Raw genomic sequence first — 20,730 nt, forward strand, 5'->3', positions numbered from 1 at the left:
TCCGCTCAGACCGCCCGCGGCGAGTCCCACAGTGGCGTGGATCACCGCAAATGAGCAAGAGGTGCAATGAAGATTGCGCCTAGCGCAACGGGTCGGAGTCCTGGAGCCGTGCCAACTCGACCGCCGGATCGTACGAGGGCTCGGGGTAGGTGGGCGTGAGGTCGCGCAGCGTTTCCAGGAGCAGACGGGCCACCACCCAGTTCCGGTACCACTTGCGGTCCGCCGGCACGACGAACCACGGCGCGGCCGGCGTCGAGCACTTGACCAGCGCGTCCTGGTACGCGAGCTGGTACCGGGAGAACTTGGCCCGCACCTCCAGGTCGGCCGGGTTGTACTTCCACAGCTTCAGCGGGTCCTGGAGGCGGGCGACGAGCCGTTCCCGCTGCCGCTCCGGCGAGATGTGCAGGAAGCACTTGATCGTCGTGACGCCCTCGGCGGCCAGCTCGGCCTCGAAGGCGTTGATCTGCCGGTAGCGGCGGCGCCACTCGGTCGACGGCACGAGGTTGTCCACCCGCGCGACCAGCACGTCCTCGTAGTGCGAGCGGTCGAACACGCCGATGTAGCCGGGCAGCGGCACTTCGCGGCGGATGCGCCACAGGAAGTCGTGCCGCAGCTCGGCGCGGGTCGGTTTCTTGAACGAGGCGATGTGCAGGCCCTGCGGGTTGACCAGGCCCGCGACGTGCCGGATCGTGCCGCCCTTGCCGGAGGTGTCCATGCCCTGGAGCACCAGCAGCACCCGGCGGCGGCTGCCACCCGTGCCCTCCGCGTACAGCGCCTCCTGGAGCGCGTCCAGCTCCTCGCCGATCCTCGGCATGTCCTCGGCGGCCTCGGCCTTCGACCGCGGGCCGACCGGCGTGGCCGCCGGGTCGACCTTGGCCAGGTCGAAGTCCTCCGGGCGCACCCGGAACGTGTCGGACACCGACTGGACCTGCGGGGACTTCTTCACCATCGTCGGAGGGTAACCGGACGATCATGGCTCTGCCGGTTGCGCAACAGATCGCTGCCCCACCCGGCGATTTGCGCAATGAAGACGACGGACGCGCAACACCTGGCGGATGAAATCGCTGGCGTGAGCCCCTTAGCCTGGTGACATGACCGCCACGGCTCCGTTCACCGCAGGGCACGCCGCTCCGACCTCCGAGCACTTCATCGGGCTGGACGAGGAATGGAGCACGCACAACTACCACCCGCTGCCGATCGTGATCTCGCACGGCGAGGGCGCGTGGGTCACCGACGTCGAGGGTCGGCGCTACCTGGACTTCCTGTCCGGCTACTCCTCGCTCAACTTCGGCCACCGCCACCCCGACCTGGTGGCCGCCGCCGTCGAGCAGCTCGGCCGCGTCACGCTGACCAGCCGCGCGTTCCACCACGACCAGTTCGGCCTGTTCTGCCGCGAGCTGGCCGAGCTGACCGGCACCGAGATGGTGCTGGCGATGAACTCCGGCGCGGAGGCCGTCGAGTCGGCGATCAAGGTCGCCCGCAAGTGGGCGTACCGGGTGAAGGGCGTGCCGTCCGGCACGGCCGAGATCGTCGTCGCCGGGTCGAACTTCCACGGCCGCACCACCACGATCGTCTCGTTCTCCACCGACGACACCGCCCGCAACGACTTCGGACCGTTCACGCCCGGCTTCAAGGTCGTCGAGTACGGGTCGCTGGACGCGTTGCGCGACGCGATCACCGAGCGGACGGCGGCCGTGCTGCTGGAGCCGATCCAGGGCGAGGCGGGCGTGATCGTGCCGCCGGCGGGGTACCTGGCGGGCGCGCGGGCGCTGTGCGACGAGCACGACGTGCTGCTGATCGCGGACGAGATCCAGTCCGGGCTCGGCCGCACCGGCGACCTGCTGGCGCTGGACCACGACGGCGTGCGGGCCGACCTGTACACGCTGGGCAAGGCGCTGGGCGGCGGCATCCTGCCGGTGTCCGCGGTGGTCGGCAGCCGTGCGGTGCTGGGCGTGCTGCGGCCCGGTGAGCACGGGTCGACGTTCGGCGGCAACCCGCTGGCCTGCGCGGTCGGCCGGGCCGTGGTGCGGCTGCTGGCGACCGGCGAGTTCCAGCAGCGGTCCCGCGAGCTGGGCGCCCACCTGCACGCGCGGCTCGGCGAGCTGATCGGGCACGGCGTGGCCGAGGTGCGCGGGCGCGGCCTGTGGGCGGGGGTCGAGATCGCACCCGGCGGGCCGCGCGGACGCGAGGCGTCCGAGGCGCTGGCCGGGCGGGGCGTGCTGTGCAAGGAGACCCAGGACACGACCCTGCGCGTCGCTCCCCCGCTGGTGATCACGCGCGAGGAGCTGGACCGCGGCGTCGACACGATCGGCGAGGTGTTGAGCACTCAGCGTTAACGCAGGTCACAGACGTGTCGAGGCCGACGTTTCCGGCGGCCCCGCCACCCATCATTACCGCCATGGGAGAACGCAAGCGGGCTGAAGCGGCCGTCGCGCTGGGGCAGTGGGTCGAACCGGAGGACGTCCTGGCGCGCGGACGCGAGTTGCGGGCGGCGGTCGGCCACGAGGCGCACCGCAGGGCGCCCCTCGCACCGGACCGGCCGACCGTGGTCGAGTTCATGGCCGCGTCCAACGAGGGCAGGCTGCCCGGGCTGGTGCCGCTGCGGGTCGGCAGGATGCTGGCCTCGCCGTTCGCGTTCTTCCGGGGCAGCGCCGGGCTCATGGCGGGCGACCTGGCCGTCGGCGCGAGCAGCGGGCTGGAGGCGCAGCTGTGCGGCGACGCGCACGCGGCGAACTTCGGCCTCTACGGCACGCCCGAAGGCCAGATCGTGATGGACATCAACGATTTCGACGAGACGTTGCCCGGCCCGTGGGAGTGGGACCTGAAGCGGCTGGCGACGTCGCTGGTGCTGGCGGGCCGCGAGGGCGGCGTGTCCGAGAAGGGCTGCCGGGACGCGGCGTCCGACGCGGTGCGCGCCTACCGCGGCGCGGCCCGGCACCTGGCCGAGATCCCGTTCCTGGAGTCCTGGAGCGCGCTGGGCGACGAGTCGGTGCTGACCAAGTCCAAGGCCGACGACCTGATGGACAACTTCAGCAAGGCGGCGTCCAAGGCGCGCAAGAACACCAGCGCGCGGGTGGCGGCGAAGTGGACCCGGCGCGAGGGCGAGCACATCCGGTTCGTCGCCGACCCCCCGGTGCTGACCCGGATCTCCGAGTCGGTCGCGCGGGACGTCGTGGACGCGCTACCGTCCTATGTGGACACCCTGCGCGAGTCCCGGTACAACCTGATCATGCGCTACAGCGTGTCGGACGTGGCGTTCCGGGTGGTCGGCACCGGCAGCGTCGGCTGGCGGAACTACCTGGTCCTGTTGCACGGCAACGGTGACGAGGCGCTGGTGCTCCAGGCCAAGGAGGCGAGGCCGTCGGCGCTGGCACCCTTCCTCGGGTCACCGGCGGTGAAGCACGAGGGCAAGCGGATCGTGCACGGCGCGCGGCTCGTGCAGGCGGAGACGGACATCCTGCTCGGCTGGACCACGATCGACGGACGGCCGTACATCGTCCGGCAGTTCCGCAACCGCAAGGGCGAGATCGACGCGACCACGTTGAAGCGGGACGACCTGGACGACTACGGCCGGCTCGCGGGCGCGCTGCTGGCCCGTGCGCACAGCCGTTCGGTGGACCCGCGGCTGCTGGCCGGGTACTGCGAGGACGGCGAGGAGCTTGACGAGGCGATCGCCCGGTACGCGCTGGACTACGCCGACCGGACGGCCGCGGACCACGAGGAGCTGGCCAAGGCGGTCAGGGCCGGGCGGCTCGCCGCCGAGGTCGAATGACCCGACCGGCGCACCCGCGACCGCAGATCAGGGAATGCCGGTGGGGCCCGGTGCGGCTAGGTTCGGCGGGGTGGACCCTGGTGACGTGGACTGGATCGGGCTGATCAGGCACGGCGAGAGCAGCGGCAACGTGGCTTCGGTGGCCGCGGAGGCCGCCGGTCACGAGGTGGTCGAGCTGCTGGAACGCGACGCCGACGTGCCGCTGTCCCCCGAAGGTGAGCGACAGGGTCGGGCGCTGGGCCGGTGGTTCGCCTCGATGCCGCGCGAGCAGTGGCCGGACGTGCTGGTGTGCTCGCCCTACCTGCGCGCCCTCGACACCGCGCACCTCGCCCTGCCCGGCCACCCCCGCAGCCGGGTGGACGAACGGCTGCGCGACCGCGAGCTGGGCGTGTTCGACGTGCTGACCACCCACGGCGTGGCGCGGCGGCACCCGGAGGAGCCCGCCCGCGAGCGGCGGCTCGGCAAGTTCTACTACCGGCCGCCGGGTGGCGAGTCGTGGGCGGACGTGGCGTTGCGCCTGCGGTCGCTGCTGCGCGACCTGGACGGGCGGCGGGTGCTGCTGTTCGGCCACGAGATCACCGCGTTCCTGCTGCGCTACCTGCTGGAGGGCCTGCCGGAGCGCGACCTGACGACGTTCGCGCGGAACACGGTGGTGCCCAACGGGTCGTTGACGTCGTGGCGGCGCGAGGAAGGGCGTTGGGTGCTGGAGCGCGAGTCCGAGACCCGTCACCTGGCCGAGGAGGGTGCCGAGCCGACGTCGGACGAGGACGCCACGACGGCGGTGGGCTAGCTGTTCTTCCGGTGAGGTCGGGAACGCGGCTGGCTGGTGGTCGGCCTGCGAGTGCGGTGTGGCCGCGGTGGTGATCGTAGGTGTGGAGCCACCGCGGCAGTGCCGCTCGTAGTTCGGCCTCGGAGGTGCAGGTCTGGGCGTAGGCCCATTCGTCGAGCAGGGTGCGGTTGAACCGTTCGACCTTGCCGTTGGTCTGTGGCCGGCCGCGAAGCTCCCCTTCGTGCTCGGGTGAGCCCCTGGCCCTTAACCAGCACGTTGGCCGCCGGCCGCGCCCGGCAGCCCGGCTACCGGGCGCGCTTGACCCTCGTCTCGTCCCACACGGGCTCGTCCACCTCGACCACCTCACCGTCCGACCGGAACAGCAGGAACCGGTCGAAGCCGCGGGCGAACCACCGGTCGTGCGTGACCGCGACGACCGTCCCGGTGAACCCCTCCAGCGCGTCCTGCAGCGCCTCGGCCGAGTTCAGGTCCAGGTTGTCGGTCGGCTCGTCCAGCAGCAGCAGCGTCGCGCCGGACAGCTCCAGCAGCAGCACCTGGAACCGCGCCTGCTGCCCGCCGGACAACGTCTCGAACCGCTGGTCGCCCTGCTTGCCGAGGCCGTAGCGGCTGAGCACGGCCATCGCCGCGCCCCGGTCGAGTCCCTTGCGGCCGTCCGAGCCGTGCCACAGGATGTCGACCAGGTCTCGGCCGATCCACTCCGGGTGCTGGTGCGTCTGCGCGAACAGACCCGGCACGACCCGCGCCCCGAGGCGGCAGACACCCGTGTGGGTGACGTCCGCGCCGCCGAGCAACCGCAGGAAGTGGCTCTTGCCCGAGCCGTTCGAGCCGAGCACCGCGACCCGGTCCTCGAAGAAGACCTCCACGTCGAACGGCTTCATCAGCCCGGTCAGTTCGAGGTTCTCCACGGTGATCGCGCGCACGCCCGTGCGCCCGCCGCGCAGCCGTGGCGTCACCTTCTCGTCCGTCGGCAGCTCCGGCGGCGGGCCCGCCTCCTCGAACTTCTCCAGCTTGGCCCGCATCACCCGGTACTTGGCCGCCATCACCTCGCTGATCCGGGCCTGGATCTGGAGCGTGCGGACCAGCTCCTTGAGGTGGTCGTGCTCCTCGTTCCACCGGCGGTGCAGCTCGGCGAGGCGGTCGATGCGGGCGGCGCGGGCCGCGTGCCAGGTGCCGAACGAGCCGGGGTGCGTCCACGCCGAGTGCGCCTCCACCGTGACCACGTGGGTGGCGGCGATGTCGAGGAGTTCCCGGTCGTGGCTGACCAGCAGCACGGCCTTGCCGGTCTCCCGGAGCCGGTCCTCCAGCCACCGCTTGCCCGGCACGTCCAGGTAGTTGTCCGGCTCGTCCAGCAGCAGCACCTGTTCCGGCCCGCGCAGGAGCGCTTCGAGCACCAAGCGCTTCTGCTCGCCGCCGGAGAGCGTGCGGACCTCGCGGAACCGGGCCCGGTCGAACGGCACGCCCAGCGCGGCGACGGTCACCGTGTCCCACAGCACTTCGGCGTCGTAGCCGCCGACCTCACCCCACAGGGTGATGGCGTCGGCGTAGCGCATCTGGGTCGGCTCGTCGTCGGTCTCCATGAGCTGGAGCTCGACCACGTCCAGCGCCTGGGCGGCGGCCCGCAGCGGCGCGGGTGACGCGGCCAGCAGCAGGTCGCGGACGGTGCTCTCGTCCCGGACGGAGCCGACGAACTGCGGCATCACGCCGAGGCCGCCCTGCACGCGGACGCTGCCCGCGGTGGGCACCAGCTCGTTCGAGAGGATGCGGAGGAGGGTCGTCTTGCCGACGCCGTTCGCGCCGACCAGCGCGACCACGCTGTTGGTACCGACTTTGAACGACACGTCGCGGAACAGCTCCCGCCCGTCGGGCAGGCGGAAAGCGAGGCCGTTCGCGTCAAGGAATCCCACCCGCGCATGGTCGGCCATGACGAGGTCCGGTGGCCAGCCGATTCCGGCTCATCCGGAAGGTGTGACGCACGGCATTGCGGGCACGCCCGTGCCCCGCGCGGCTCGCGTGGACCGAACGCGGCGACCGAGGGGCCGCTCAACGCCAGGTGTAACCGCGCATCAGCATCAGGACCGCACCGAAGCCCAACGAGGCCAGAGCCGGACCGAACGCCCCGAGGAACAGCAGCAGCACGCCCAAGACGGCGAAAGTCGCCACGAGCGCGTAGCTGACCACCGGGTGCCGGGGTTTGCCGTCGACGAGCGCCGAGGCCAAGCCCGGCTCTTCGTCCGCGAGCCTGCTCTCGATCTCACTCAGGGTGCGGCGTTCCGCTTCGCTCATCACGGCGGTGGGATACCCGGCGCCTACCCCGCAAAACCACCGCTGAACGGGGGTTTAGCGGGGAAAACTCAACGGGACAGCGCGACGAGACGGGATACCGCCCGCAGGTACTTCTTGCGGTAGCCACCGCGCAGCATCTCGGCCGTGAAGAGCTCCGAGAGCGGCTCGCCGGACACCGCCACCGGGATGTCCCGGTCGTAGAGCCGGTCGCCGAGGGCCACCAGCCGCAGCGCGACCGCCTGGTCGGGCGCCGGCCGGACGTGGCGCAGGTGCACGGCGGTGACGCCGTCCACCAGCCGGCCGTAGCTCGACGGGTGGATGCGGGCCAGCGCGTCGCACAGGTCGGCGAAGTCGTCCAGCGTGCTGCCAGGCGTGCTCTCGGACTTGGACAGCAGCTCCTCGTCGGCCATCGGCGGCGGCGCGTCGGGCAGGCCGCGGTGGCGGTAGTCGGGTCCGTCCACCCGGACCACGGTGAACTTGGCCGACATCGACTGGATCTCGCGCAGGAAGTCGGCGGCGGCGAACCGGCCTTCGCCCAGCTTGTCCGGCAGCGTGTTCGAAGTGGCCGCGACCGACACGCCCGCCGCGGTCAGCTCCCGGATCAGGCGGGTGACCAGCATGGTGTCGCCCGGGTCGTCCAGCTCGAACTCGTCGATCGCGAGCAGCTTGTGCGACGACAGCCGCTGCACCGTCTCGGCGAAGCCCAGCGCGCCGACCAGGTTGGTCAGCTCCACGAACGTGCCGTAGGCCTTCGGGCCGGGGACGGCGTGCCAGATCGAGGCCAGCAGGTGGGTCTTGCCCACGCCGAACCCGCCGTCCAGGTAGAGGCCGGGCTTGGCCGCGTCCTCGTCCGACCGCTTGAACAGCTGCCCCAGCCAGCCTCGGCTACCACCCTCGGAGACGCGTTCGGCGAACTCGCGGCACGCCCGGACGGCTGCCTCCTGGCTCGGCTCGTCCGGGTTCGGCAGGTAGGTGGCGAAGCGGACGCCGTCGAAGCGCGGCGGCGGGACCATCGCGTCCACCAGCTCGGCCGCGGCGACGTGCGGGATCCGGTCGGACAGGCGCGGCGGGGCGGACATGCCCGGATCGTAACGGCGTGCTGGGATGTGGTCGTGCGGATGTTGTGGCCACCACGCGAGGGCGAGATCACCGACGGCGAGCTGGAACGGCTCTACGACTACCCCGACGGGCTCGACCGGCCCTGGGTGCAGGTGAACTTCGTGTCCAGCGTGGACGGCGCGGTGACGGTGGCGGGCCGGTCCGGCGGGCTGGGCAACGACGCCGACCACAAGGTGTTCATGCTCGGCCGCGACCTGTGCGACGTGGTGCTCGTCGGCGCGGGCACGGCCCTGGTCGAGGGCTACCAGGGCGTCAAGGCGGGCGAGGTCCGGGCGTCGCGGCGGGCGAGGTTGGGTCTGGCGCCGGTGCCGCCGATCGCGGTGGTCACCGCGCGGTGCTCGGTCGAGCCGACGTCACCCCTGCTGACCAGCACGTCCGTGCCGCCGATCATCCTCACCACCGCCGCCGCCCCGGTCGAGCGGCGGGACGCGCTGGCCGCGGCGGGTGCGGACGTGGTCGTCGCCGGTGACGAGTCGGTGGACATGCGCGCGGCGTTGGAGGCGCTCGACGAGCGCGGGCTGCGCCGGGTCGACTGCGAGGGCGGGCCGAAGGTGTTCGGCTCGCTGGTCGACGCGGACCTGGTGGACGTGCTGTGCGTGACGTTCTCGCCGCTGCTCGCGGCCGGTGACGCCGGGCGGATCGCGGTCGGCCCGCTGCCGCCCGCGCCCCGGGCGCTGGAACTGGAGTCGGTGCTGCACCACGACAGCGCGCTGCTGCTCCGCTACCGCAGGGCGGCTTAGCGCCCATCACGTGCGCGGGGCCGGTCCACCGGGCAGGATGGCCGGGTGGCGCTCCCGTTGAACCCTCCCGTGCAGCCCATGCTGGCCAACGCGGTGGACAGCATCCCGACCGGCGTCGACCTCGTGTTCGAGCCGAAGTGGGACGGCTACCGCTGCCTGGTGTTCCGCGACGGCGACGAGGTGTTCCTCCAGTCCCGCAGCGGCAAGCCGCTCAACCGGTACTTCCCGGAGGCGGAGGCGGCGCTGCGGCGCACCCTGCCGAAGCGGGTCGTCATCGACGGCGAGTTGGTCGTGGCCAAGGACGACAAGCTCGACTTCGACGCCCTGTCCGAGCGCATCCACCCGGCGGCGAGCCGGGTGAAGCTGCTGTCCGAGCAGACACCGGCGAGCTTCGTGGCGTTCGACGTGCTGGCCGTGGGTGACGACGTGCTGCTGGACCAGCCGGGCACGAAGCGGCGGTCCACCCTGGAAGGCCTGGTCACACCCGGTGACGGCCTGTACCTCACGCCCGCGACCACCGACGCCGCCCTGGCGCTCCAGTGGTTCGAGCTGTTCGAGGGCGCCGGGCTGGACGGCATCATGGGCAAGCCCGCCGCCGGCGAGTACACGCCCGGCAAGCGGTCCATGATCAAGATCAAGCACGCCCGCACCGCCGACTGCGTGGTGGCCGGGCTGCGCTGGCACAAGGACACCGAGCCGGGCACGGCGGTCGGGTCGCTGCTGCTGGGCCTGCACGACGACGCCGGCATCCTGCACCACGTGGGCGTGGTCGGGTCCTTCAAGGCCGCCGAACGGCGTGCGCTCGCGCAGGAGCTCCAAGGCCTCATCACGTCCGACGACCACCCGTGGCTGGTCGAGCCGGACGGCCGCCGGCTGCCCGGCGAGATCAACCGGTGGCGCGGCAAGCACGCCGACTGGGTGCCGTTGCGGCCGGAGCGCGTGCTGGAGATCTCGTACAGCCAGACCGAGGGCGGCGCACCGTCCCGGCTGCGCCACAACGGCCAGTTCCGCCGCTGGCGCCCGGACCGCGAGCCGGCGTCGTGCCGCTACGACCAGCTCGACCAGCCCGCCCGCTACGACGTCGACTCGGTGCTGCGCGGCGAGGTCCGTCCCGCCTGACGGCTCACACCTCGGGTCTGGCGGTCCGGGTCGCGCCGACGGACGCCAGCACCACGCAGAACACCGCGGCCCACTGCGCCGGGTGCAGCGCCTCGTGCAGCACGATCAGCCCGGCCATCGCCGCGACCGCCGGCTCCAGGCTCATCAGGATGCCGAACACGCGCGGCGGCATGCGGCGCAGCGCCTCCAGCTCCAGCGAGTACGGGATCACCGACGACAGCAGCGCCACCGCCGCGCCCGCGACCAGCACCACCGGGTCGAGCAGCATCGTGCCCGCCTCGGCCACCCCGAACGGCAGCACCAGAGCGGACGCGAACACCATCGCCAACGCCAGGCCCTTGCCGTCGGACGTGCGGCTGCCCAGCGCCGCCGCCATCAGGATGTACCCCGCCCAGCACACCGCCGCGGCCAGCGCGAACAGCACGCCGGGCAGCGCCAGGCCACCGTCCACCCTGGTCAGCAGCAGCACGCCGCCCGCCGCGAGCAGCGCCCACACACCGTCCAACCAGCGCCGCGACCCGAGCACTGCCACCGCCAGCGGGCCCAGGAACTCGATGGTCACCGCCGCGCCCAGCGGGATGTGCTTGATCGCCTGGTAGAAGGTCAGGTTCATGGCGCCGAGCACCAGCCCGTAACCCGCGATGACCAGGTACGTCCGCCGGTCCAGCCGCAACGACGGCCGCCAGATCAGCAGCAGCACCACGGCCGCCAGCACGAGCCTCAGCGTGACCGTGCCCGTGGCACCCGCAAGGGTGAACAACTGCTTGGCCACCGCCGCGCCCACCTGCACGCTGACCACGCCCAGCAGCACCAGCGCGGGCGGCGGGATGGCGGCGAACCCCCTGGCGGCGAGCGTGAACGGGCCGGGGCGGGGAGACCGGCGTTCGGGAATTCCTTCGACGTGCGCGACGACCACCCGGCCATCCTCCCCCAGCCCGCTCACCGAAGTCTCACCTGGACTGTGTGAGGCTTTCCACCTGCCTGCCGGGAGAGAGCGAGGGACCGCTGTGCCGCGTCGGCGTCACGCCGCCTTGATGTTGGCGGCTCTGAGCGCGCTCGCGGCGTGCAGCGCGGGCCCGTCGACCCGGCCGGTGATCGCCGTGCACGGCGACGGCGAGGAGCTGTCGACGGCCGCCGTGCCGTCCGGCCCGCGCGAGGTCCCGCCGCTGGCGGACTACGAGGCGGACCGGCTTGCCTGGTCGAAGTGCACCGACTCCACGAAGGCCCGGATGGGCGACACGGCGCCGGTCGGTGGCGGCGAGTACGAGTGCGCGCGGCTGACCGTGCGGCTGGACGCGCCGAGCCGACCCGGCCGGGGCAGCCTGGGTCTGGCGCTGCTGCGCATCGGCACCGGCCGCAGCCCGCTCGTGGTGGTCGGCGACGCGGGCGGCGAGCCCGGCACGGTGAAGGCGGCCCGGCTGGCCGCGAGCCTCCCGCCGCAGGTGCTGAGCACGTTCACGCTGATCGGCGTGGACCGGCGGGGCACCGGCGGGTCGGACGGCGTGCAGTGCGTGCCGGACGTGGCGCGGGTGGGGATCGCCGAGTCCGATCCGGCCGAGGAGACGCTCGAGGAGCTGTCGGAGTCCTACACGGTCGCCAGCCGGGAGTGCGTGCTCGACCTGGAGAACCGGCTGACGGCGATGGACTCGTGGCGTGCGGCGGCGGACCTCGAACAGCTGCGCGAGTCGCTGGGCGTGCCGCACCTGAACGGCATCGGCGTCGGCGAGGGGTCGCGGGTGCTGTCGCTGTACGCGAGCCGGTACCCGGATCGGATCGGGCGGATGGTGTTCGACGGCGCGCCCGACCCGACGCTGGACGCGCCGGGGGTGGCGCAGACGCGGGCGGTGGCGGCGGAGGAGGCGTTCGCGGCGTTCGCGGCGGACTGCGTGATCCGGGGTTGCCCGTTGGGTGCGGACGCGGCGGGTCGGTTCAAGGCGTTGCTGGAAGCGTTGCGGGACGAGCCGTTGGACGGGCGCGACTTCGACCTGACGCCGGGGACGGCGACGGTGGCGGTGCTGGCGGGGTTGGCGGACCGGTCGCGGTGGCCGGCGCTGGCGGACGGGGTGGCCGCGGCGGAGGGTGGTGACGGCGCGAAGCTGAGCGCGTTCGTCAGTCCCCTGCTGGTGGACCGGGAAGAGGACCCGCCGTGGCTGGACGCGGGGATCGTCACGAGCTGCAACGACACCACGACCCGGATTCCGCCTGAGCGGGTGGCCGGGATGGCGGCGGACTGGCGGACCAAGCACCCGTTGTTCGGCGCGTACTTCGCACGTGCCCTGCTGGCCTGCGGCCCGTTCCCGGTGCCGCAGGCGGCGAAGGTGTCGAAGCCGGCCGGGGCGCCCCCGATGCTGGTCCTGACGACCGCCGCCGACCCGGTGACGCCGCGCGAGGGCAGCGAACGGGCCGCGCAGGCGTTGCCGGCCGGGGTCGTGGTCGGCTGGCAGGGCGGTGGGCACGGCGCGTTGGGGCAGTCGGCTTGTGCGATGAAGGCGGCCGAGGAGTTCTTGGTGAACGCGAAGGTGCCCACGAGCGGAACCGTCTGCCCGCCCTGAGGTTGCGGGAGGTCGGGTTTTGGCTGCCTGAGGTTCGGCAGCCTTCGGTTTGGCAGCCTTCGGTTTGGCAGCCCCCGGTTCGGCAGCCCAGGTTCGGCAGGCCCGGGTACGGCAGCCTCGGGTACGGCGGTCCGGGGTTCGGCAGCCTCGGGTACGGCGGTCCGAGGTTCGACAGCCCGGGGTTGGCGGTCCGAGGTTCGACAGCCCGGGGTTGGCGGTCCGAGGTTCGACAGCCCGGGGTTGGCGGTCCGCCCGGGGTTCTCCAGCCCGGGGTTCGGCAGCCAGCCACAGGATCTTGGCGGCCTTGGGCCCCGGCGCGCTGGGGCGGCCGGGGCCGGGCGTTCAGGTCATCGGCGTGACAGGCACGGGTCTAGCAGCTGGAACAACACCCGCAACCCGGACCCGTGCAACCGGTGCAGCAACCGCAACTGCCGAGCTGGGGCTCTTCCGCGGCCATGATCTCTACCACCATCTTTGCCTCCCCGGAGTCGGACTTCCTCCTGCGACCGAAGGTATTTCGACCCCACCGTCCGACCTACCGCCGGGCAGGGGAAGCCCCCTCACTCGATCGCGGAACGCCAATCATCAAAACGTTGCAATACGTGTTCGCCACCCCTCAGCCGCTCAGCTCGTCCAACGCCCGTTGCGCCTCCGCCAGCTCCGCCCGCAGTTGCTCGACCCGGGCGAGGTGACGTTCCCTGGCCGCGTCGATCACGCTCTCCACCGCCTCGTCGACCTCCTCCGGCAGCAGCTTCGCCGCCTGCGACACCGCGGACGCCGCCACCGGCGCGGCCTTCAGCGTCCGCTTCGACCCCCACTGCACGTCGACCGTCCACTCACCCTCGACGGTCGACACCAGCGTCACCGTCACCTCGGCCGGCTTCGCCTGCTTGCGCACCGCGGGCTTGCGCTCGGCGGCGGGCACGGCGGGCGCGGGTGCCGGCTTCGGCTTCGCCGGTGGCGGCGCGGGCGTGTAGATGTGCTCGATCGGCGCGGGCGCCTCGGTTTCCTCCTTCACCGCGGCGGGCGCCGGCGTGCGCTTGCGCGGCGCCGGCTTCTCCAGCGTCAACTCGGCCGGCGAGAACGACAGCTCGTCCTTGTCACCGGTCGGCCGCACCTGGATGAAATCGCCTTCGGCCGGTTCGGTGAACGAGATCACCTTCGCCGACCTCCCGGCCTCCACCCCCACGGCGGCGGAGGTGAACCAGACCGCGGCCGGACGACCCGCGGTCAGCTCCGCGCGCAAGTAGTCGATGTCCTCCTCGGACAACGAGTTCTGCTTCGCCTTCGCCATCGGTACCTCCACGACTTGCACAAGATCCGTCGTGTGCAGCTTGCCCTACGGCACCGACAATTCCGCGAGCTGCCGGTCGTGCGGGCGCGCGAGGACCCACTGCGCGACCACCGAACCGACGAGCGCGAGGAGCATGTCCCAGTGGGTGTCCCACACATCGCCCTGTGTGCCAAGGAAATCCGTCGCGGACTCGCCGCCGACCACCGCGCCCGCCCACTCGATGAACTCGTACCCCGCGCTGATCGCCAGGCAAGTCGCGGAGACGAGGAAGAACGTCCACCGGCCCGGCCGCAGCGGCGACCGGCGCAACAAGATCTCGCGCACCAGCACCGCGGGCACGAAGCCCTGCACGAAATGTGCGAAACGGTCGTAATGGTTGCGGTCCGTCCAGGGCAGGTCGCCCAGCGGCACCTCGGCGTAGGTGTAGTGGCCGCCGAGCGCGAGCACCAGCGCGTGCCCGAAGACCAGCCAGTACGCGAGCCGCGTCAGCGGGAACCGGCGGTACGTCACCACGAGGAGCGGCAGCGCGATGAGGATCGGCGCCACCTCCAGCAGCCACGTGCCGTAGCTCTTGGGCCGGATGGCGGACACCGCTACCGCCACCACGACCAACCCGGCCAGGACGAGCGGTAGGCGAGCCCTCGGTTCCATTCACCCGATCCTGCCGGCTCGCGCGCCCGGCCGGAGTCCACACAGGACACGGGCGGCGAGGTGAGCCCTCGCCGCCCGTGCCGTGCACCGCTCGCGCCGCCGGTGCGGCGGTGGGACTAGGAGCCGAACTGGATCCAGTTGACGTTCACGAAGTCGGCCGGCTGGCCGCTGGTGAACGTCACGTAGACGTCGTGCTTGCCGGTCAGGCCGGTGATGTTGGCCGGCACGGTCCGCCAGCTCTGCCAGCCGCCGGTGTTGCCGACGGCGAAGCTGCCGACCGGAGCGGCCGTCGTGCTGCCGATCCGGACCTCCACCAGGCCGCTCACGCCGCCCGCCGCGCCGCTGGCGACCCGGGCGACGAACTGCCGCCCGGTGCGGGTGCCGAAGTCGACGCCCCGGAAGAGCACCCACTCGCCGTTGGCGATGCCCGCGATGTTCTGGCCGCCGCCGGTGTCGGTGGTCGTCTCCTTGAACACGCCCTTGTGCGAGTCGTAGGACTCGGCCTGGATGGTGCCGAACGCGTCACGGGACACCGGCGGAGCCGTGGTCGTCGTGGTCGTGGTGGTGGTCGTGGTCGTCGTGGTGGTGGTCGTCGGGTCGGTGGGGTTCACGCCACCCGAGCCGGAGTCGACGCCACTGCCGGCCGGACCGCGCCACGCGGTGGACGACGCCGGGACGTTCAGCGTCTGCCCGTCCGAGAACGTCACCGTGGTCGCCGTCGCGCCCGGGTTGTAGGCCACGTACGTGCGGGCGCCGTTCTTGCTCAGCACGGTGTGCGTCGGCACGTTCGCGGTGACGGACGTGTCGGGCGTGCCGTACGTGTTGAGCGACGTGATCCAGTGGTAGGCGTGTGCCCGCGAGTCGCCGTCCTCCGGCGGGAGGCCGCCGCCGTAGTTCGCCAGTGCCTGCGCCGGGTCCGCGATCGCCAGGAACTGGGTGATGATGTCCTTCCACTCGACCTCGGTGCCGCCGTTGTTGGCCCGCAGCTCGTTGATGTTCTGCAGGACGTCGGCCTTGTAGTCGGCGTGGTACAGCGAGCCGCCGGTGATCGGCAGCATGTTGATGCCGTGGATCTCCTCCGGGTTCGCCGTCCACCACGTGCTGTAGCTGGCGCCCGCGCCCCACACCATGCCGACCGTGCCGTGCTGGAAGGAGGCGGGGAAGACGGAGTCGTCCTTGTCGAACCAGTACTGGGCGATCGTGGACTCCTGCGTGGTGTGCAGGTAGATGCCCGCGTCGCGCAGGGCGGTGTCACCGGTCGCCTGGCCGAACAGCACCGCGGCGGTGGCGAACATCATCCCCTCGGACGAGGACTCCTCGTTGTTGCCGTGCGCGAAACCGGCGTGGCCGGACGCCCAGCCGTGGCCCGCGTACGCGTCGAAGTTGCGCAAGAACGGGAAGCGGGTCTCGCCGCGGTCGTAGTTGTTGGCGTCCTTGACGAGCAGCTTGACCATGCCGCCGTACCGGGAGTCCGCCGCCCACGCCTGGTCGTGCTGGGCCAGGATCGCCGCCGCCAGCACGTAGTAGCCGGCGTGGAAGTGGTGGTCGTTCAGCTCGGCGTCGGTGCCGTACGAGGCGGGGTAGCCGGTCAGCGCGCCCCACGTGGAGTCGTAGACGAAGTGCTTGTCCGCCTCACCGGGGGTGGCGGTGAGCCAGTCGGTGAGCCGGTCGCGGACCATGCCCAGCAGCCGGTCGCGGCCCGCCGTGTAGCCGATCTGGTTGGCGACGCGGGCGAGTGCCGCGAGGCGCCACAACGCCTTGCCGGTCCAGTAGGTGTCCTTCGCGCCCTTCCACGGGTCGGCGGCGTTCAGCTCCTGGTCGATCTCGGCGCGCAGCCGGTTCTGGTCGGCTGCCGAGGACAGGGGGAGCGCCGGCAGGACGCCGTTGAACGTGCTGCGGGTGGTGAACGACGAGCCCTCGCGCAGCCGCATCTCACCGCGCGGCGAGGTGTAGCGGTAGGCGGTCGTGGTGTCGGAGGAGTTGATCCACTGGTGGCGGTAGAGCGCCTGGAGGGTGCCGGTCTGGGTGCCCTGGCGGGGTGTGGTCGTGGCCGTGTAGGTGGCGGTGAGCTGGGCATTCGCCGCGTTGTACGACCAGTTGACCTTGGTGTCGGTGACGAACGAGAACGCGTAGCGCTGGAACAGGGACAGCGCGTCGCGGCTCGGCAGCGCGGCGACCGAGAAGAAGGAGGCCGACGCGGTGGCCTCGGCGGTGCCGACGACGTTCCACGTGGTCGGGGAGAACAGCGCGTAGTCGCGGCCGTTGATCGTGACACCGAGCGTGGTGCCGGTGTTGCTCCAGATCGTGGTGGCGCCGTTGAAGCCGACCCGGGCCGTGCCGCCGGTGGCCTCCGCGTAGACGTACGGCGAGCCGTGGCCGATGGTCGTGCGCAGGGTGCGCGTCCCGTCGGTCCACAGAGGACTGACCGTCCAGTCGGACCAGCCGTCGACCGCGGTGCGCGGCGCGTTCAGGCCGGAGACGCCGACGAACAGGTCGTCCTGGTGCATGAACTCGTAGAACCGGCCGTCGGGCGTGATGCTCGGGGTGTTCGGGGAGCCGACACCGAGCCCCTGCGCCGCCGCGTGGAAGGTCAGCGGGTGGCCGTACATGTTCTCGGAGTAGGGGTTGCCGGGGTAGCGCTGGAAGGCCAGCGACGACCACCAGTCGTTGGTCGGGACGGGGCGGCCGGCCATCCGGGCGGTGACCTTCGGCGTGACGGGGGCGCCGGTGGAGTCGGACGGGCCGACCGTGCCGGCCGGGCGGGTGGTGGCGTAGCTGCCCGCGCCGACGGTCACGGCGTTGGCCGTACCGGTCAGGGCGAGCGGTATCGCCGCGGCCACGGCCAAAGCGGCGACGGCAGCCGCCAAGTGTGGTCGGATTGAACGCACAGGGACCTCCAGCAGGGACTCACAACCTTGTGAGAGCGCTCTCACGCATCGCAAACGGTAAACCCGTGCCTGCCTCGTGTCTACTGTCGACCGCTTCTGACTCTGTCAAGTAGCGGCGGTGAGACCTGCTCAGCCCTCGGTGTCGTCGACCCGGAGCCGGTACTCGCACCCGTACTCGACCGCGTACTGGAGGTCGTAGTGGTGCACGATCTTGGGGCCGCCGTGCAGGTGGACGTGGGTGACCGTCTGCTTCGGCGGGTCCGGCGCCTTTGCCCGCGAGTCGACCCTGCCGTCAAGAGGCCCACCGACGAACCGCACCACGTACGCCTGCGTCATCGGCTTGCCTCCCTCTCCTCCGGCATCGCCTCCATGGTACGAGAGGACCAGTCGGATCGCGGCCGAACTGCGGCCGGAAACAGCCGGTTGGCGCAAACTCCGGGGCCCGCCACCGGTGCCCGCTCGCCGTTGCCGAAGTCGGGGCCGGCCAGTCCGGCGAGCCCGGCCTATGGGCTCGTCACCCACGCCTCGGCGGTCGTGAGCCAGTGGAGGAGCCTGCCGCGCCAGACGTCCACCCGAGGGTGGACGCGAGCCCGACGAGCAGACCCGGGACGGGGCCGAGTCGAAACACCGTGACGACCCCGAACATCGCGCCGCCATCGGAATCGCTCACTCCACCGGCCGCACGGTCAGTCCGCCGGGTCGACGTACTCGTCCGTCTCACCGTCACCGATGCAGTCGTCCGGTGTCAACGAACCCCCCTCGCCGAACCCGGACGTGTCGAGCAACGCCCAAACGGCATGAGCGAAGGCCGCGTAATCGCGGGCGGACACGTCAGCTGGCAACAGCACTTCGAGGCGTCGGGTCTGCACACCCACAGCGTGACCGTGTTCGACCGGCCACGCGATCCCCTGAGGGAGCGGTGTTCGAGGTCAACGAGACCGGTGGCCCCGCCCCATCCGCCAGTCCGCGCCCACAGAACCGGCTACCACCGAGCTCGTCACCGGCAGTCCCGAACCGTGACCCCGGCGCAGGCGCGCTGCACCCCCGGCCCGTCTTCTCCCAGCTCTAGTTGCGCTTCCGCGACGGCTGCACGCGCGGTGGCTCGCCGGGCATCTTGGGGTAGTCGGGCGGGTATGGCATCTCGCCCCGCTCATCGCCCGCGTACCAGTCCAGCAGCGTCTCGATGCCGAACGCCTCGTCGTCCAGGCCGGCGTGCGGGTCTCCGTTGTCCGCCAGGTACTTCGGCACGGTGAGCACGTCGAAGTCGTCCGGGTCCACAGTGGACAGCTGCTCCCACGTCACCGGCGTCGACACGGTGGCGCGCGGGGTGCCGCGGACGGACCAGGCGGACGCGATGGTGCGGTCCCGGGCGGCCTGGTTGAAGTCGAGGAACACCCGCTCGCCGCGTTCCTCCTTCCACCACGACGTCGTCGCCCTGTCCGGTGCCCGCCGCTCCACCTCCCGCGCCAACGCGATCACGGCGTGCCGCACGTCCACGAAGTCCCACTCGGGCCGAATCCGCACGGCCACGTGGATACCCCGCCCGCCGGACGTCTTCGGGTAGCCGGTGAGCCCCAACTCGTCCAGCACCTCGCGCAGCACCATCGCGACGTCGATCGCGTCCCGGAAGTCCGTGCCCGGCTGCGGGTCGAGGTCGACGCGCAACTCGTCCGGCCGATCCGTGTCCGACCGCCGCACGGGCCACGGGTGGAAGTCGAACGTGCCCAGGTTCGCCGCCCACGCCAGCACCGCCGGCTCGGTCGGGCACACCTCGTCCGCGGGCCTGCCGGAGGGAAACTTGATGCGCGCCGTCTCGACCCACTCGGGAGCACCCTTGGGCAGCCGCTTCTGGTAGAACGCCTCCCCCGTGACCCCGTCCACGTAACGCTTCAACGTGGTCGGCCGGTCCCGGAGCACGCGCAGCAGGGGTTCCGCGACGGCGAGGTAGTACTCCACCACCTGGAGCTTGGTGATCCCCCGGTCCGGGAAGTAGACCTTGCCCGGGTTCGACACCCGCACCACGCGCTCGCCTACGTTCAGTTCCACAGCTTGGGCCGCCACGCGGGCGAGCGTAACAACGGCGAGCAGGCTGGGCAGGGCAAACGCACCCACCGCGCTACCTGCACGGCGCTGCACCCGCAGACGACGCGGAGCCTGCGGCGAGGACGGACACCCGAGCCCGCCACGTACGACCCAGTTCGGCAGCTTGGGCCGTCACGCGAGCGGCCGGAACGGCGGCGGGTAGTGGCAACTGCGCCGTCGTGGCGATCAGCACAGAAGTGCGATGTATCCAGCCCGCAGATCACCCGTCCGACCAGCGGTTTCACGCCCACCTATCACCGCGTTAGCACCGTCCGAGCCCGACCTGCTTTAACCCATTCGCGTGGACGTAGATGATCTCGGCCCCGCCTGCCTGGCGCTTCGATACAGTCTCGTGCTGACCACGGAGCGCAATCGGGGAGGTTTGTGCTGTGACCGGCGACAACGGGGGGCTGACGGGAAACGTCGGCCAGTACGCCTTACAGCAGTACCGCGAGCAGGGCGGTGGTGGACTGGCGAGCCTGTTCACCATGGGGATGAGCGACGTCGTCGCCGCCACCAAGGCCCTGTCCGCCGCAAGTGAAGCGCAGGCACTCTCGGTCGACCCACAAGCGGTCGACACGATGCTGAAGAAGCTCACCGAGATGCAGGACGCGCTCGACAAGATCGTGCGCCGCTCGACGCTGCTCACGTCCCACACCCCACTGGGTGGTGGATATGCCGAGGAGATCGGTGGGGTCAACGCTCAGCTCGGCAGCCAGGTGCTCAGTGAGATCATCCCCGAGATGACCACTGCGATCGATGACCTCAAAACCCAGATCGAAAAAAGTCGCGCGTCCTATCAGAATGTCGATGACGCCAAGGCGCAAACACTGAACAACCTCTGACAGGACAACACGACACCCCATGAATCGCCAACTCGCTCGAATCTCCGTCGCCGCCATCGCAGGCCTCGCCATGCTCCTCGTGGCGTGCACCGACGAACCTGGCACGCCGACTGCCGGCTCGACCCCCACCACGACGGCCGACTCTTCGACCACCAGTGCCAAACCAGATGCCGGCGCACTCGCGGACGTCAAGCCTTGCGATCTGCTCACTTCGAGCGAAGCAACCGGCCTGAACTTGACGAGCCCCGGGGAGCCTGATCGAGTCGGGGGCACCGATGCCTGCGATTGGAGCGAAAGCGGAAATGGCGGCCTGATCATCGGCGTCAACCCCACGCGCGGCATCGAAGACCTCGATTACCGTGGCGAAAAGACTTCCCCGATCAAGATCGGCAAATACGACGCGACCAAGGTGGAATCGCACAAGGGCGCCAAATACGTCTGCCACGTGGTGATTTCGGTCTCGAACTCGTCGAGTGTGCAGGCCATCGGGACGTTGAAGGCTACTTCCACCGACACGGTCGCCGCGTGTGAGCGCGCCACCAAGGCTGCCGAACTGATCGCACCGAAGCTGCCCTGACTGCTGTTCGACCGTCCC

General features: G+C 71.3%; 19 protein-coding genes and 1 pseudogene. 8 read left to right on the forward strand and 12 right to left on the reverse strand.

Annotated elements, in window-relative coordinates; genetic code table 11:
* Positions 1 to 79: 79 nt before the first annotated feature.
* Complete coding sequence (locus OQ02_RS34005) at positions 80 to 949, reverse strand: PPK2 family polyphosphate kinase (RefSeq protein ID WP_051773124.1); 870 nt, start codon at positions 947 to 949, stop codon at positions 80 to 82.
* A gap of 142 nt (positions 950 to 1,091) precedes the next feature.
* Here OQ02_RS34005 and rocD point away from each other — a divergent pair, with 142 nt between their 5' ends.
* The 3 genes from rocD to OQ02_RS34020 all read left to right on the forward strand — a co-directional run bounded on the left by rocD (position 1,092) and on the right by OQ02_RS34020 (position 4,562).
* The gene (gene rocD, locus OQ02_RS34010; protein ID WP_033442761.1) at positions 1,092 to 2,336 is read left to right on the forward strand and encodes an ornithine--oxo-acid transaminase; all 1,245 of its coding nucleotides are present in this window, start codon (positions 1,092 to 1,094) and stop codon (positions 2,334 to 2,336) included.
* Between the two features lie 62 nt (positions 2,337 to 2,398).
* A complete protein-coding gene (locus OQ02_RS34015) occupies positions 2,399 to 3,772 on the forward strand; it encodes a DUF2252 domain-containing protein (protein WP_051773125.1) in 1,374 nt (457 codons plus the stop codon).
* A gap of 70 nt (positions 3,773 to 3,842) precedes the next feature.
* Positions 3,843 to 4,562 carry a histidine phosphatase family protein gene (locus OQ02_RS34020; protein ID WP_033442762.1) on the forward strand — a complete coding sequence of 240 codons (720 nt, stop codon included), beginning with the start codon at positions 3,843 to 3,845 and terminating at the stop codon, positions 4,560 to 4,562.
* Positions 4,563 to 4,569: 7 nt separating this feature from the next.
* Here the strand turns inward: OQ02_RS34020 and OQ02_RS43025 are convergent.
* From OQ02_RS43025 to zapE, 4 genes and pseudogenes are all read right to left on the reverse strand, one after another.
* A pseudogene (locus OQ02_RS43025) lies at positions 4,570 to 4,764 on the reverse strand (integrase core domain-containing protein); the annotation flags it as partial.
* Between the two features lie 82 nt (positions 4,765 to 4,846).
* Complete coding sequence (locus tag OQ02_RS34025; protein ID WP_033442829.1) at positions 4,847 to 6,466, reverse strand: ABC-F family ATP-binding cassette domain-containing protein; 1,620 nt, start codon at positions 6,464 to 6,466, stop codon at positions 4,847 to 4,849.
* A gap of 136 nt (positions 6,467 to 6,602) precedes the next feature.
* Entirely contained in the window at positions 6,603 to 6,845 is a 243-nt protein-coding gene (locus OQ02_RS34030; protein WP_033442763.1) for a DUF3040 domain-containing protein, read from the reverse strand.
* Between the two features lie 68 nt (positions 6,846 to 6,913).
* Complete coding sequence (zapE, locus tag OQ02_RS34035; RefSeq protein ID WP_033442764.1) at positions 6,914 to 7,924, reverse strand: cell division protein ZapE; 1,011 nt, start codon at positions 7,922 to 7,924, stop codon at positions 6,914 to 6,916.
* A gap of 39 nt (positions 7,925 to 7,963) precedes the next feature.
* On the opposite strand from zapE, the gene OQ02_RS34040 reads away from it, so the two are divergent.
* Together OQ02_RS34040 and OQ02_RS34045 are read left to right on the forward strand one after the other, a co-directional pair.
* Positions 7,964 to 8,704, forward strand: coding sequence for a pyrimidine reductase family protein (locus OQ02_RS34040; RefSeq protein ID WP_033442830.1), 741 nt, complete (start codon positions 7,964 to 7,966; stop codon positions 8,702 to 8,704).
* A 45-nt stretch (positions 8,705 to 8,749) separates the two neighbouring features.
* On the forward strand, positions 8,750 to 9,823 hold the full coding sequence (locus OQ02_RS34045; protein WP_033442765.1) for an ATP-dependent DNA ligase: 1,074 nt from the start codon (positions 8,750 to 8,752) through the stop codon (positions 9,821 to 9,823).
* A gap of 4 nt (positions 9,824 to 9,827) precedes the next feature.
* Here OQ02_RS34045 and OQ02_RS34050 read toward each other — a convergent pair whose 3' ends face one another.
* Positions 9,828 to 10,739: an EamA family transporter gene (locus OQ02_RS34050; protein WP_033442766.1), complete on the reverse strand. Its 912-nt coding sequence runs from the start codon at positions 10,737 to 10,739 to the stop codon at positions 9,828 to 9,830.
* A 118-nt stretch (positions 10,740 to 10,857) separates the two neighbouring features.
* On the opposite strand from OQ02_RS34050, the gene OQ02_RS34055 reads away from it, so the two are divergent.
* Positions 10,858 to 12,375 carry an alpha/beta fold hydrolase gene (locus tag OQ02_RS34055; protein WP_033442767.1) on the forward strand — a complete coding sequence of 506 codons (1,518 nt, stop codon included), beginning with the start codon at positions 10,858 to 10,860 and terminating at the stop codon, positions 12,373 to 12,375.
* A gap of 616 nt (positions 12,376 to 12,991) precedes the next feature.
* Here OQ02_RS34055 and OQ02_RS34060 read toward each other — a convergent pair.
* The 6 genes from OQ02_RS34060 to ligD all read right to left on the reverse strand — a co-directional run bounded on the left by OQ02_RS34060 (position 12,992) and on the right by ligD (position 19,269).
* Positions 12,992 to 13,669: a DUF6319 family protein gene (locus OQ02_RS34060; protein WP_033442768.1), complete on the reverse strand. Its 678-nt coding sequence runs from the start codon at positions 13,667 to 13,669 to the stop codon at positions 12,992 to 12,994.
* Between the two features lie 45 nt (positions 13,670 to 13,714).
* Positions 13,715 to 14,320 (reverse strand): DUF2238 domain-containing protein, encoded by a 606-nt coding sequence (locus OQ02_RS34065; RefSeq protein ID WP_033442769.1) that lies wholly within the window; start codon positions 14,318 to 14,320, stop codon positions 13,715 to 13,717.
* 116 nt (positions 14,321 to 14,436) lie between these two features.
* Positions 14,437 to 17,187 (reverse strand): glycosyl hydrolase, encoded by a 2,751-nt coding sequence (locus OQ02_RS46275; protein ID WP_231500339.1) that lies wholly within the window; start codon positions 17,185 to 17,187, stop codon positions 14,437 to 14,439.
* 150 nt (positions 17,188 to 17,337) lie between these two features.
* The gene (locus tag OQ02_RS34075; protein ID WP_033442770.1) at positions 17,338 to 17,544 is read right to left on the reverse strand and encodes a hypothetical protein; all 207 of its coding nucleotides are present in this window, start codon (positions 17,542 to 17,544) and stop codon (positions 17,338 to 17,340) included.
* 350 nt (positions 17,545 to 17,894) lie between these two features.
* Positions 17,895 to 18,077, reverse strand: coding sequence for a hypothetical protein (locus tag OQ02_RS44370; protein ID WP_156077483.1), 183 nt, complete (start codon positions 18,075 to 18,077; stop codon positions 17,895 to 17,897).
* A 196-nt stretch (positions 18,078 to 18,273) separates the two neighbouring features.
* On the reverse strand, positions 18,274 to 19,269 hold the full coding sequence (gene ligD / locus OQ02_RS34080) for a non-homologous end-joining DNA ligase (protein WP_033442771.1): 996 nt from the start codon (positions 19,267 to 19,269) through the stop codon (positions 18,274 to 18,276).
* Between the two features lie 410 nt (positions 19,270 to 19,679).
* Here ligD and OQ02_RS34085 point away from each other — a divergent pair, with 410 nt between their 5' ends.
* The gene (locus OQ02_RS34085; protein WP_033442772.1) at positions 19,680 to 20,135 is read left to right on the forward strand and encodes a hypothetical protein; all 456 of its coding nucleotides are present in this window, start codon (positions 19,680 to 19,682) and stop codon (positions 20,133 to 20,135) included.
* Between the two features lie 19 nt (positions 20,136 to 20,154).
* Positions 20,155 to 20,712, forward strand: coding sequence for a DUF3558 family protein (locus OQ02_RS34090; protein WP_033442773.1), 558 nt, complete (start codon positions 20,155 to 20,157; stop codon positions 20,710 to 20,712).
* Positions 20,713 to 20,730: the final 18 nt, after the last annotated feature.

Origin of the sequence: Saccharothrix sp. NRRL B-16314 (genome assembly GCF_000716595.1) — a bacterium.
GTDB lineage: Bacteria > Actinomycetota > Actinomycetes > Mycobacteriales > Pseudonocardiaceae > Actinosynnema.

Coding starts and splice junctions, on each gene's coding strand:
- OQ02_RS34055 (WP_033442767.1), top strand. CDS start 10,858: ATGTTGGCGGCTCTGAGCGCGCTCGCGGCGTGCAGCGCGGGCCCGTCG.
- OQ02_RS34090 (WP_033442773.1), top strand. CDS start 20,155: ATGAATCGCCAACTCGCTCGAATCTCCGTCGCCGCCATCGCAGGCCTC.
- rocD (WP_033442761.1), top strand. CDS start 1,092: ATGACCGCCACGGCTCCGTTCACCGCAGGGCACGCCGCTCCGACCTCC.
- OQ02_RS34065 (WP_033442769.1), bottom strand. CDS start 14,320: ATGGAACCGAGGGCTCGCCTACCGCTCGTCCTGGCCGGGTTGGTCGTG.
- OQ02_RS34030 (WP_033442763.1), bottom strand. CDS start 6,845: ATGAGCGAAGCGGAACGCCGCACCCTGAGTGAGATCGAGAGCAGGCTC.
- OQ02_RS34060 (WP_033442768.1), bottom strand. CDS start 13,669: ATGGCGAAGGCGAAGCAGAACTCGTTGTCCGAGGAGGACATCGACTAC.
- OQ02_RS34015 (WP_051773125.1), top strand. CDS start 2,399: ATGGGAGAACGCAAGCGGGCTGAAGCGGCCGTCGCGCTGGGGCAGTGG.
- OQ02_RS34005 (WP_051773124.1), bottom strand. CDS start 949: ATGGTGAAGAAGTCCCCGCAGGTCCAGTCGGTGTCCGACACGTTCCGG.
- OQ02_RS34075 (WP_033442770.1), bottom strand. CDS start 17,544: ATGACGCAGGCGTACGTGGTGCGGTTCGTCGGTGGGCCTCTTGACGGC.
- zapE (WP_033442764.1), bottom strand. CDS start 7,924: ATGTCCGCCCCGCCGCGCCTGTCCGACCGGATCCCGCACGTCGCCGCG.
- OQ02_RS34040 (WP_033442830.1), top strand. CDS start 7,964: ATGTTGTGGCCACCACGCGAGGGCGAGATCACCGACGGCGAGCTGGAA.